Here is a 13297-nt window from a genome sequence, read left to right as displayed (position 1 = left end):
AAGAACGCAAGTTTTTTTTACTTAAAAGACTAAATATAAACGCAAAGTTCGCAAAGCTATATGGAAAAGCTTTGCGAACTTTATGTTTTAAAAAGATTCTAATTACGGTCTAATTTTCAAATATAGCCCGCGGTTTCAACCGCGGGGACGCCCAGAGATGCATTACGTGACATACATTGTGTACCCCTGGTTGAAACCACGGGCTATATCGAAATAAAAATCGAAAAATTTTATTGTTTTAGCTTTGCGAACTTTGCGTTTATATTCTCAATCCTAAATAAAAAATCCTTGCTCCCGATAGCTATCGGGATTGCAGTAAAAAAAATCTATATCTTATTCTCTTCTATTTTATCAAAAAAGGCATCTTTAAACGTTGCTCCAATCGGCAGTTCTTTTCCATTTACAAAAACAGAAAAATTATCCGTTGATTCGATATGTTTCAAAGAAACAACATGCGATTTATGAATCTGAATAAATTCATTTTCTGGAAGAGATTCAATTACATTTTTCAAAGATGAATGCGTGATTATCTGCTGTTTTGAAGCATGAATGCAAACATAATTCTGAAGGCTTTCTATATATAAAATGTCCCTCAAAAATACTTTCTGAAATTTATTTTTCCCATCTGTTTTAACAAAAAGAAAATCAGGCAGATTACTTTGATTTGAAACTACTGTCTTTGGTTCTGAATTCAGTTTTGAAACAGCCTGATAAAAACGTTCAAACGAAATGGGTTTCAATAAATAATCAACTGCGTTAAGTTCAAAACCTTCTAAGGCAAAATCAGGATAGGCGGTTGTAAAAATGACTTTTATATTTTTCGAAATGATTCTAGAAAGCTGTAATCCTGTCAATTGAGGCATTTGAATATCTAGAAAAATCACATCTACAGAGTGCGTATTTAAAAATTCTAATGCTTTTAAAGAATCATTAAAAACTCCAGCTTTTTCTAGAAAATTTACTTTTCCGATATAATTTTCCAATATTCTAGTTGCAGGCGGTTCATCGTCTACAATAATGCATTTAAAAGCCATAAATTATTTCTTTAGCGGTATTTTTAAGTAAGTTTTAAAGGTATTCTTTTCTTCTGTTTTTTCAAGTATAAATTGATCTCTATACATGTATTCGAGTCTTTTCGTCAGGTTTTCATAACCAATTCCGGTTGACGAATAATTCTCTCCATCCACATTATAATTGAAAGTCGAAATCTCCAGAAATCTATCTTCTATTTTGATTACAATAAAAGCTTTTTCATTTTCATTATTCAGTTTCCCGTGTTTAAAAACATTCTCCACAAAATGAATTAAAGCTGACGAAAGGATTTTTTCATTTGAATATTCTCCTTCAACAGAAAAATCCAAATACAACTGGTCTTCAAAGCGTTTTTTCTGCAAATGAATATAGTTTTGAACAAACTGAATTTCTTTTGAAAGTATGGCTTCATCTTTATCTGTTTCGGTAATAACATATCGAAGCAAATCTGAAAGCACCAAAATATCATCAGCCATTTCATCTTCTTTCAAGACTAACTGACTGTAAAACGAGTTTAGCGTATTAAACAAAAAATGAGGGCTAACTTGCGCTTTTAGCATTTGAAACTCAGCTTTTTTATTCTCTAAAAGCAATTCCTGATTGTATTTCAGTGCACTTTGAAACTGCCAGAACAAATAACTTAAAGCACTAAAAATAACAGCCGGAAGCCCAAAAAATAAATTATCAAGAATGTAAAATCCCCATTCTAAATCGCCAACATCATAATTGTGCACTCCTGTAATTTGAAAAACAATAACTTCCTGAGTTACATAACGAACACCAGCAAAAATCACTAAGGAAATTGGCATGCTTAAAAAGTAAAAAAGTATTTTCTTTTTATTTAGAAACCAATCACAAAAAGTATAGAAATTTAATACGTAAACAATAAAGACGGAAAGAATATAAGTTGATGTAAGCCAAAAATAAAGTTTGGTATGCTTCTCAATTGCTACTTTATTGTTTATTCCGTAATCCCAAAGAAAATAGGTTAAAAACAATCCGAGAAAAAGAACAATATGGTAATAAAAAGGGATTTTGAGTTTCATAAAAATTGGTTATAACATCAAAAATACAATTATGACTTTAAACGAAAACGGTATTTTATATGAAACCTCAATTTTTGTATGATGAACCACTAAAAACTTTACATGAACATTTTGAAATGAAAATTTGGATGGTTGGTCAATAGAAATTCAGCATTCATCAAAAACGAAAACGAACCGTTAAATCTACGTATACATTTGCAATGAATTTAAAACAGAATCATCATGCAAAAAATTATTGTATTACTAGCTCTAATAACACTTAACATCACTTCTGCTCAACAAGCTAAGAAAAAACAAATTTTATTAATCGGAACTTTTCATTATGCAAATCCAGGTCATGATGTTGCCAAGATAAATACTTTTAATGTAATGTCTGAGAAAAGCCAAAAAGAGCTCGAAATAATGAGTGACAAAATCAAGAAATTTGGTCCTGATAAAATTTTTGTAGAATGGAAATTTGCCAAACAAGCTGATTTAGACAAGTATTACAACAAAAACACTGATAGTATACTCAAAAAAGATTCAAATGAAATTGCTCAATTAGCATTACGCACTGCTAAAAAAATGAATCACAAAAAAATGTACGGAATTGACTATCGCACTCGTTTTCCTTATGATAGTTTAATGATGTCAATGGAAAAAGCGAATCAGAAGGATTTAATAAAAAAAACTACTGAGTCAACAGAAAGGTTTCAGAAAGAAAACAATGAAAGAATGGCAAAAAGCTCTCTTACCGATCTTATGCTTTATTATAATAAAAAGGCAACTAATGAAGATAATATTCAATGGTATTTAGAAGTAGCCAATAGAGCTGGAAATCCAGACGATTTTACAGGAGCTTCTTTAGTCTCAAATTGGTACAAAAGAAACCTTTACATGTATTCTTTGGTTCAGAAATTAACCGAAAGTACTGATACTAAAATAATGGTTTTGCTTGGAGCTGGACACGCTGCAATGCTGAGAGAATTTCTAGCACATGACCCAGAATTTGAAATCGTTGAATTGGCTACTGTTTTGAAATAATTTTTTAAACCGCAAAGCACGCAATCCCGATAGCTATCGAGATACGCAAAATTCGCAAAGTCTTTTTAGCCACAGATTACACAGATTAACACAGATTTTAAAAAATCATTCTAATCCTAATAATCTGTGGCTATATCTTTTGCAAGCTGCTAAAATTTTTGTCTCCCGCAGATTTTGCAGATTCAGCAGATTTATCTTTTTCTTTATCATTAAAAATCTGCTCAATCTGCGAGAGAAAATTTTTTAAGCATATTATTTTATTGTAGAGAATCACTGCAGTGCGTCTATACAATACGCAAACTTTACAAAAACAAAAAACCATTCCTTTCGGAATGGTTTTTCTATATAAATTGATTTCTTATTTAATTAAGAAAGAGCAGCTTTAACTTGATCAGCAGCTTCTTGGAATTGAACTGCAGATAAGATTGGCATACCAGAGTTGTCAATTAATTCTTTTGCAATTTCAGCATTTGTTCCTTGCAAACGAACGATAATTGGCACATTGATAGCGTCACCCATGTTTTTGTAAGCGTCAACAACACCTTGAGCAACACGGTCACAACGAACGATACCTCCGAAGATGTTAATTAAAATAGCTTTTACGTTTGGATCTTTCAAGATAATTCTGAAAGCTGTTTCAACACGTTTAGCATCAGCAGTTCCTCCTACGTCAAGGAAGTTAGCAGGCTCAAAACCAGCGTATTTAATTAAATCCATAGTTGCCATTGCAAGACCAGCTCCGTTTACCATACATCCTACAGTACCGTCAAGGTCAACATAGTTTAGACCAACTTCTTTAGCTTCAACTTCGATTGGATTCTCCTCACGGATATCTCTCATTTCAGCATATTTAGGTTGTCTGTATAAAGCGTTATCGTCGATGTTAACTTTAGCGTCAACAGCTAAGATTTTGTTATCAGAAGTTTTAAGAACTGGGTTAATTTCAAACATAGAAGCATCAGAACCAATGTAAGCATTGTAAAGTGCGTCGATGAATTTAACCATTTCTTTGAAAGCGTTTCCAGAAAGACCTAAGTTGAAAGCAATTCTTCTAGCTTGGAAACCTTGTAATCCAACAGATGGATCAATTTCTTCAGTAAAGATTAAGTGTGGAGTGTGCTCAGCAACTTCTTCGATATCCATTCCACCTTCAGTAGAATACATAATCATGTTGCGTCCTGTACCTCTATTCAATAAAACAGAAACATAAAATTCAGAAGTTTCGCTTTCACCTGGATAGTAAACATCTTCTGCAACTAATACCTTATTTACTTTTTTACCTTCAGGCGGAGTCTGAGGTGTAATCAACTGCATTCCGATGATTTGTTCTGCTAACTCTTCAACTTGTTGTAAGTTTTTTGCCAGCTTAACTCCACCACCTTTTCCACGACCACCTGCGTGAATTTGTGCTTTTATTACATGCCATCCTGTACCAGTTTCGGCAGTTAATTGTTTTGCAGCAGCTACAGCTTCAACCGCATTGTTAGCCACAATTCCGCGTTGTACGCGTACTCCGTAACTCGCTAAAATTTCTTTTCCTTGATATTCGTGTATGTTCATAATATAGAATTTGTCTGGTTCTGAATTTATTTCAGAATAAAAGTGCGACAAAAGTAACAAAATACAACTTAATAGTAAAATCTTTTTCAATTAAATAAATGTTATATATAGGTATTAGCCGTTGATAATTTTTCAAAGCAAACAAATCGTTAACGGAACAATTTGTTAATGTTAACACAATTCGCATAAAACGTTTGATATTTAACAAAAAATTCATTGGTTTTATTGGCCTGCCGACGATTTTTCCTAATATATTTTAAGAGTAATTATATTTTTAGCAATTCGGGATGCCTTCTATAATAATATTAATAATTAAGAACCCTTTTTCTAATATTACAGCAAAAATGAAAGCAAAATCACTATTTCAATACATTATGTTTAACGAAATCTTTATTTTTGTAAAAAAAATATCAAGAATGAGAGTTAAAGAACAAGGGCTTTATCTGCCTGAATTTGAACACGACAATTGTGGTGCAGGATTTATTTGTAATTTGAATGGTATTAAGTCAAATGATATTATTCACAAAGCATTAGACATCTTAATTAAATTGGAACATCGTGGTGCCGTAAGTTCTGATGGAAGAACTGGTGACGGAGCCGGAATTTTATTCGACATTCCTCATGATTTTTTTAAGAAAGTTTGTGACTTTGAAATCCCAGAAGCGCGTGAGTATGCAGTAGGAATGGTTTTTTTACCAAAAAGCAAAAACCAGGTTTCTTTTTGTATTAATGCATTTGAAGCTACTATCAAAGATCAAAACTTAAAGGTTTTAGGTTGGAGAGATGTACCTGTTGACGTTGAGAATTTAGGTGAAATCGCCGCAGAAAAAGAACCAACAATTAAACAAGTTTTCGTTTCTAAAAACGGACAAGATTTAACTGAACAAGAATTTAATGCAAAACTTTTTGCAGCTAGAAAAATTGCTGAACATGCCGTAAGAGGATCTAAAACCTCAGAAAGCCATATGTTTTATTTTACTAGTTTATCGACAACTACTATAATATATAAAGGTCTATTGATGCCGGAAGACATCAGCCGTTATTATATAGATTTGAAAGATCCAGACTTGGTGACGCGTTTAGCGCTTGTTCACCAACGTTTCTCTACCAATACATTCCCATCTTGGGACTTAGCTCAACCGTTTAGATACATGTGTCACAATGGTGAGATCAATACACTTCGTGGAAACGTAAGCCGTATGCGTGCTCGTGAAGAGCTTATGCAAAGCAAAGTTTTTGGCGAAGATATCAAAAAATTATTCCCAATTATCTTAGAAGGAAAATCAGATTCTGCTTCTATGGATATGGTGATTGAACTTTTATTAATGACTGGACGTTCTCTTCCAGAGGCAATGATGATGGTAGTTCCTGAAGCTTGGGAAAAACACCAAACAATGTCTCCTGAGAAAAGAGCTTTCTACGAGTACAATGCTTGTATCATGGAGCCTTGGGATGGTCCTGCTTCTATTCCGTTTACAGATGGTAACGTAATTGGAGCTTTACTAGACAGAAATGGTTTACGTCCTTCTCGTTATACATTAACTCATAGCGGATTCGTAATTATGTCATCTGAAATTGGTGTATTAGACATCGATCCAGAAGATGTAATCCAGCATGGTCGTTTGGAGCCAGGAAAAATGTTCTTGGTTGATATGAATGAAGGCCGTATCATCGAAGACGAGGAAGTTAAAAAAGCGATCGTTACAAAACGTCCATACAAACAATGGGTTGATGAAAACTTATTGCCATTGGCTAGTGTTCCTTACACAAACAATCCTACTCCTGTTGAAAAATTAGATTTCTTGACAAGACAGCGTTTGTTTGGTTATACAATTGAAGATTTAAAAACAATCATCAACCCAATGGGTAGCGACGGAGCTGAAGCAATCAGTTCTATGGGTAACGACACACCTTTGGCAGTTCTTTCAGATCAGCCTCAGTTGTTGTACAATTACTTCAAACAATTGTTTGCTCAGGTTACAAACCCTCCATTGGATGGTATTCGTGAAGAAATTATCACTGACATCAGTTTAGCGATCGGTGGAGATTTCAATATTTTCGAAATTGAATCTAAACAATGCAAAAAACTGAAAATCCAAAATCCGGTTATCTCTAATGAAGATTTGGATAAAATCAGAAATATCGATCACGCAGATTTCAAATCTGCTACTATTTCTACTTTATATAAAATAGAAAAAGGAGTTAACGGTTTAGAGCGTGCACTTGAAAAATGTGTTCAGGCGACTTTTAAAGCGGTTAATGAAGGATGCAACATCATCATTTTATCAGATAGAGGTGTAAGCGAAGAATTAGCTCCAATCCCAATGTTATTGGCTTGTTCTTACATTCACCACTCATTAAACATTTTACAGGTTCGTTCTAAATTCGGAATCATTATCGAATCTGCTGAACCACGCGAACCTCATCATTTTGCTTTATTGTTCGGATACGGTGCAAGTGCGATCAACCCTTACATGGTAAACGAAATCATTCACGATCAAGTTGAAAAAGGTTTCATTACAAAAGTAAAAGCGGATTATGCAGTTGTAAACTATAACAAAGCAATTGCTAAAGGAATCGTAAAAATCATGAACAAAATTGGTATCTCTACCTTACATTCATACAGAGCTGCTCAGATTTTCGAGATTTTAGGTTTAAACAAAACATTTACATCTAAATACTTCCCTTACACGCCATCAAGAATTGAAGGAATTGGTTTAATGGAAGTTGAAAAAGAAGTGAAGAAACGTTTCCAAAAAGCTTTCCCAAATTCAAAAATTGCAAACTTGCTTTCTCTTGAAATTGGAGGTATTTACAGATGGAGACGTGGCGGTGAAAAACACATGTTTAATCCAACTACGATTTCTAAATTACAGCAGGCAGTTCGTTTAAACAGCCCAGAAAGCTATAAAGAATATGCTAATGCTGTAAACGAACAAAGCTCAAACTTAATGACCATTAGAGGTTTATTTGAATTCAACAATTTGGACCCAATTTCTATTGACGAAGTAGAACCTTGGACAGAAATTGTGAAGAAATTCAAAACCGGAGCAATGTCTTACGGTTCTATCAGCCAGGAAGCACATGAGAACTTAGCAATTGCAATGAACAGAATTGGAGGAAAAAGTAACTCTGGAGAAGGTGGAGAAGATCCGAGACGTTTCCAGAAAGAAATCAACGGAGATTCTAGAAACTCTGCAATTAAACAAGTAGCTTCTGGACGTTTTGGAGTTTCAATCAACTATTTGACAAACGCCAGAGAAATCCAGATCAAAATGGCTCAGGGAGCAAAACCTGGAGAAGGTGGTCAGTTACCTGGAGAAAAAGTAGTGCCTTGGATTGCTGAAACTAGAAACTCTACGCCTTATGTAGGTTTGATTTCGCCTCCGCCTCACCACGATATCTACTCTATTGAGGATTTATCTCAGTTGATTTACGATTTGAAAAATGCAAACCGTGAAGCTCGTATCAACGTAAAATTAGTTTCTGAAGTTGGAGTTGGAACCATCGCTGCCGGTGTTGCCAAAGCAAAAGCTGACGTTATCTTAATTTCTGGTTACGACGGAGGAACGGGAGCTGCACCATTAACATCTTTGCAACACACAGGTATTCCATGGGAACTTGGTTTAGCTGAAGCACAGCAAACACTTATCTTGAATGACTTAAGAAGCCGTGTAGTTTTAGAGTGTGACGGACAGTTGAAAACAGGACGTGACGTTGCGATCGCAGCTTTATTAGGTGCAGAAGAATTCGGATTTGCAACGGCTCCGCTTGTAGCTTCTGGATGTATCATGATGAGAGCTTGTCACTTAAATACTTGCCCAGTTGGTATTGCTACTCAGGATCCTGAATTAAGAAAAAATTTCAAAGGAACTCCAGAGCACGTAATCAACTTCATGTATTTCATTGCTGAAGAGTTAAGAGAAATCATGGCACAGTTAGGTTTCAGAACTTTAAAAGAAATGGTAGGTCAGTCTCAAAAATTAAATGTAGACAAAGCGATCAAACATTATAAAGCTAATGGTTTAGATTTATCGACTATTTTATACAAACCGGAAAAAGCGAAAACAGAGCCAAATCATAATACAACAACTCAAGATCACCAACTTGAAAACGTATTGGATTTTGACATCATCAAAGAAGCGATTCCGTCTATCTATAGAAAAGAAAAAACAAGAGTAACCTTTAAAATTAAAAATACAGACCGTTCTGTAGGTGCGATTTTGAGTAACGAAATCTCAAAAATCTACGGAGCACAAGGATTACCTGATGACACTATTTTAGTTGATTTTGAAGGTTCTGCCGGACAAAGTTTTGGTGCTTTTGCAACAAACGGATTGTCATTTAAAATTCACGGAAACTGTAATGATTATTTAGGAAAAGGTCTTTCCGGAGGAAAATTAATTGTAAAAGTACCTCCTACTGCAACTTTCAAACCTGAAGACAATATCATTATCGGGAACGTTGCCCTTTACGGAGCTATTACCGGAGAGGCTTATATTAATGGAATGGCCGGAGAGCGTTTCTGTGTGAGAAATTCTGGAGCAACAGCAGTTGTTGAAGGAATTGGAGATCACGGTTGCGAGTACATGACCGGTGGTACAGTAGTAGTTTTAGGAAAAACTGGAAGAAACTTCGCAGCTGGTATGAGCGGTGGTGTAGCTTATGTTTACGATCCAAATAAGAAATTCGATTCTACAGTTTGCAACATGGAAATGGTTGCATTCGATCCAATGGAAGAAGAAGATCTTACGAAACTAAGAAAACTGATCAAAAATCATTCATTGTACACCAGCAGTCCATTAGCAAAAAGAATTTTAGCAGACTGGGAAAACCAACAACAGCACTTCGTAAAAGTAATGCCAACTGATTACAAAAAAGCATTGCAAAGAATTGCAGAAGAGAAAAAAATAGAAGAATTAATAGCGGGATAAAAATCAATTTCAAAAAATAAAATTCCAAATTCCAATGTCAATATCAATGGCAATGTCGTCCTGAGCGAAGTCGAAGGATTGGAATTTGGAATTTAAAGAAATTGGAATTTAATTTAAAAAGTCATGGGTAAAATAGGCGGATTTAAAGAATATAACAGAGCCGATGAAAGTAATTTAGCAGTAGCAGAACGTGTTTCGAACTACAACGAATTTACTATTCCGGTACCAAAAGATAAATTAAAAGAACAAGGATCAAGATGTATGGACTGTGGAATTCCTTTTTGCCACAGTGGTTGTCCGTTAGGAAATTTAATTCCTGATTTCAACGACATGGTGCATCAGGAAGAATGGCAAAGTGCACTAGAGATTTTACAATCTACTAATAACTTCCCTGAATTTACAGGACGCTTATGCCCTGCTCCATGTGAGAAATCATGTGTATTAGGAATCATCAAAGATCCAGTTTCTATTGAAAACATTGAGAAAAGCATCGTAGAAAGAGGTTTCGCAGAAGGATGGATCAAACCACAAGCGCCAAAAACAAGAACTGGAAAAACGGTTGCTGTTATTGGTTCTGGACCTGCAGGTCTTGCTGCGGCTCAACAATTAAACAGAGCGGGTCACACTGTAACTGTTTTCGAAAGAGACAACGCAATTGGAGGTTTATTACGTTACGGAATTCCAAATTTCAAATTAGAAAAAGGAATTATCGACCGTCGTGTAGCTATTCTTGAAGCAGAAGGAATCACTTTCAAAACGAATGTAAATGTTGGAGTAAACTTCAGCGTTGAAGAATTAAACCAATTCGATTCTATCGTCTTATGCGGAGGAGCAACTGAAAGAAGAAGTTTGCCAACTAAAGGAATCGAAAGCAAAGGCGTTGTTCAGGCAATGGATTTCTTAACACAACAGACTAAAGTTTTATTTGGAGAATCAATTCCAGATCAGGTTAAAGCAACTGGTAAAGATGTAATCGTTATTGGTGGTGGAGATACAGGTTCTGACTGTATCGGAACTTCTAACCGTCACGGAGCTAAATCGGTAACTAACTTTGAGATTTTACCAAAACCTCCAGTTGGAAGAAGCGAGTCAACTCCTTGGCCTTTCTGGCCGTTGCAGTTAAAAACATCTTCTTCTCACGAAGAAGGTTGCGACAGAAACTGGTTGATCAACACTAAAGAATTCATTTCTAACGATAAAGGCGAATTAACTGGATTAAAAACTGTTGAAGTGCAATGGAAAATGACTCCAGGAAACAGACCAGAACTAATCGAAAAAGAAGGTTCTGAGAAAATCTGGCCTTGCGATTTAGCTTTATTGGCTCTTGGATTTACAGGTCCTGAGAAAACACTAAGTGAGCAATTAGGAATCGAAACTGATATGAGAAGCAACTACAAAGCGCATAACTATCAGACAAACGTTCCTCATATCTTCACAGCTGGAGATATGCGTCGTGGACAATCATTAATCGTGTGGGCTATTTCAGAAGGTCGCGAAGCAGCAAGAGAAGTAGATTTATTCCTTATGGGATCTACAAACTTGCCTACTAAAGGAAAAGGAGATTTACCGAGTCTTTAGTTTTAAGGTTCTGAGATACTAAGATGCTAAGGTTCTAAGTTTTTTTTCCTTGCATTTAATCTTTATTCCGATAACAACATAACTACTAACAAACCCTTGAATTTATATTCAGGGGTTTTGTTTTTTTTAGCCACAGATTTCACAGATTAAATGGATTTTTTCTGTTGCCACAAATTACGCGAATTTTCACTAATTTTTCTTTTCTCTTTGGCTTCAATATTCAAATATAGCCCGTGGTTTCAACCACGGGAACACAATATATGACTAAGCTCAATCCGCAACGTTTCCTGTGGTTGAAACCACGGGCTATGTTTTAGCATTTTGCGAAAAATCTAAAAATTAAAATTTGTGTAATTCGTGTAATTCGTGGTAGAAAAAAAAATCTGTGAAAATCATTTTGATCTGTGGCAAAAAAATAATTTAAGCATCACGTAGAAATTAGAGAAATTCGTGAATTCGTGGCAAAAAACCTTTGTACCTTTGTACCTCTGTCCCTTTTAACCTCAAAAAAGGTTACAAAACTCCAAAAACACCAACTTTTTGTTCAAAATAAAACAATTTGTTATAATTTGTTATTTTTCTGCAAATTATTTGCTGATAGATAAAAGTGTAATAACTTTGCCCAAAATGATTTAAAAATGCAAGCAAAAGATTTACTGCAGTTAGCAGACCAATTTGGAAGTCCATTGTATGTTTACGATGCTGAAAAAATCCAATCTCAGTACAACAGATTAACTAAAGCTTTCTCTAAGGTTGAGAACTTAAGAGTTAATTACGCCATGAAGGCATTGTCAAACGTTGCGATTCTACAGTTATTAAAGAACATGGGGTCTGGCTTAGACACTGTATCTATTCAGGAAGTTTTATTAGGACTTCATGCTGGCTATGAACCCGAAAGAATTTTCTTTACACCAAACGGCGTTTCTCTAGAAGAAATCGAAGAAGTTGCCGCTATGGGTGTACAAATCAATATCGACAATTTATCTATTTTAGAGCAATTCGGAACAAAACATCCACATATTCCGGTATGTATCCGTATCAATCCACACGTAATGGCAGGCGGAAACGCTAACATTTCTGTTGGACATATCGATAGTAAATTCGGAATTTCTGTACACCAGATTCCGCATATCTTGCGAATTGTTGAAAATACAAAAATGAGCATTGTCGGAATTCACATGCACACAGGATCTGATATTTTAGATATCGAAGTATTCTTGTATGCTGCTGAAATACTGTTTGATACCGCTAAACATTTCAAAGATTTACAATTCTTAGATTTCGGAAGCGGATTCAAAGTACCTTACAAAAAAGACGATATCGAAACAGACATCGAAGAATTAGGTAAAAAATTATCAAAAAGATTCAATGCTTTCTGTGCTGAATACGGAAGAGATTTAACGCTGATTTTCGAACCAGGAAAATTCTTGGTAAGCGAAGCAGGTCATTTCTTAGTAAAAGTAAACGTAGTAAAACAAACAACATCAACAGTTTTCGCTGGAGTTGATAGTGGTTTCAACCACTTAATTCGTCCAATGTTGTACGGATCTTCGCATCATATTGAAAACATCTCAAACCCAAAAGGAAAAGAGCGTTTTTACTCTGTTGTAGGATACATTTGTGAGACCGATACTTTTGCAAACAACCGTAGAATTCAGGAAATTACTGAAGGCGATATTTTATCTTTCAGAAATGCTGGAGCATACTGTTTCTCAATGTCTTCAAACTACAACTCAAGATACAAACCAGCCGAAGTTCTTTGGAAAGACGGAAAAGGAATCTTAATTCGTCAAGCCGAAACTTTTGAAGATTTACTTAAAAATCAAATTCCGTTACCAGAAGAAATTGCTGCTACGGTTTAATAATAGAAAAAAAGAGAATATCACTTTAATCCCGTTTCTTAATTGAGGCGGGATTTTTTTGTTTTTTGTTTTTTGTTTCACGCAGATTCTACAGATTTTAGCAGATTTTTTCTATTGATACTAATAATCAGACTGAACGAAGTCGAAGTCTACACAAAGTAACCACACAGTTTTGTCATTTCTGTAAAGGTTAGATATTTCGGTAACAAAATTTAACTTTAATAAATTTTGTTGCGATGAGAAATAACAGTCAGGATTCAAC

6 protein-coding genes and 1 pseudogene are annotated in these 13297 nt (G+C 34.9%); 4 read left to right on the top strand and 3 right to left on the bottom strand.

Features of this window, described 5'->3' with window-relative positions; genetic code table 11:
- Positions 1–326: 326 nt before the first annotated feature.
- Together ABXT06_RS08205 and ABXT06_RS08200 are read right to left on the bottom strand one after the other, a co-directional pair.
- Positions 327–1034: a LytR/AlgR family response regulator transcription factor gene (locus ABXT06_RS08205; protein ID WP_354590313.1), complete on the bottom strand. Its 708-nt coding sequence runs from the start codon at positions 1032–1034 to the stop codon at positions 327–329.
- 3 nt (positions 1035–1037) lie between these two features.
- Positions 1038–2078, bottom strand: coding sequence for a sensor histidine kinase (locus tag ABXT06_RS08200; protein ID WP_354590312.1), 1041 nt, complete (start codon positions 2076–2078; stop codon positions 1038–1040).
- A 222-nt stretch (positions 2079–2300) separates the two neighbouring features.
- Here ABXT06_RS08200 and ABXT06_RS08195 point away from each other — a divergent pair, with 222 nt between their 5' ends.
- The gene (locus ABXT06_RS08195; protein WP_354590311.1) at positions 2301–3101 is read left to right on the top strand and encodes a DUF5694 domain-containing protein; all 801 of its coding nucleotides are present in this window, start codon (positions 2301–2303) and stop codon (positions 3099–3101) included.
- Between the two features lie 366 nt (positions 3102–3467).
- Here ABXT06_RS08195 and sucC read toward each other — a convergent pair whose 3' ends face one another.
- Positions 3468–4661, bottom strand: a complete 1194-nt coding sequence (gene sucC / locus ABXT06_RS08190; RefSeq protein WP_091131042.1) for an ADP-forming succinate--CoA ligase subunit beta — start codon at positions 4659–4661, stop codon at positions 3468–3470.
- A gap of 416 nt (positions 4662–5077) precedes the next feature.
- Here sucC and gltB point away from each other — a divergent pair, with 416 nt between their 5' ends.
- The 3 genes and pseudogenes from gltB to lysA form a co-directional block, all read left to right on the top strand.
- Positions 5078–9595 carry a glutamate synthase large subunit gene (gltB, locus tag ABXT06_RS08185; protein ID WP_354590310.1) on the top strand — a complete coding sequence of 1506 codons (4518 nt, stop codon included), beginning with the start codon at positions 5078–5080 and terminating at the stop codon, positions 9593–9595.
- Positions 9596–9718: 123 nt separating this feature from the next.
- Positions 9719–11173, top strand: a complete 1455-nt coding sequence (locus ABXT06_RS08180; RefSeq protein ID WP_354590309.1) for a glutamate synthase subunit beta — start codon at positions 9719–9721, stop codon at positions 11171–11173.
- A 635-nt stretch (positions 11174–11808) separates the two neighbouring features.
- A pseudogene (gene lysA, locus ABXT06_RS08175) lies at positions 11809–13035 on the top strand (diaminopimelate decarboxylase); the annotation flags it as partial.
- Positions 13036–13297: the final 262 nt, after the last annotated feature.

Origin of the sequence: Flavobacterium sp. UW10123, from assembly GCF_040538975.1 — a bacterium.
In the GTDB taxonomy this organism is placed as follows: Bacteria; Bacteroidota; Bacteroidia; order Flavobacteriales; family Flavobacteriaceae; genus Flavobacterium.
The sequence above is the reverse complement of the archived record's forward strand: the minus strand, read 5'-3'. Positions and strand labels throughout refer to the sequence as shown.

Coding starts and splice junctions, on each gene's coding strand:
- ABXT06_RS08205 (WP_354590313.1), bottom strand. CDS start 1,034: ATGGCTTTTAAATGCATTATTGTAGACGATGAACCGCCTGCAACTAGA.
- ABXT06_RS08200 (WP_354590312.1), bottom strand. CDS start 2,078: ATGAAACTCAAAATCCCTTTTTATTACCATATTGTTCTTTTTCTCGGA.
- ABXT06_RS08195 (WP_354590311.1), top strand. CDS start 2,301: ATGCAAAAAATTATTGTATTACTAGCTCTAATAACACTTAACATCACT.
- sucC (WP_091131042.1), bottom strand. CDS start 4,661: ATGAACATACACGAATATCAAGGAAAAGAAATTTTAGCGAGTTACGGA.
- gltB (WP_354590310.1), top strand. CDS start 5,078: ATGAGAGTTAAAGAACAAGGGCTTTATCTGCCTGAATTTGAACACGAC.
- ABXT06_RS08180 (WP_354590309.1), top strand. CDS start 9,719: ATGGGTAAAATAGGCGGATTTAAAGAATATAACAGAGCCGATGAAAGT.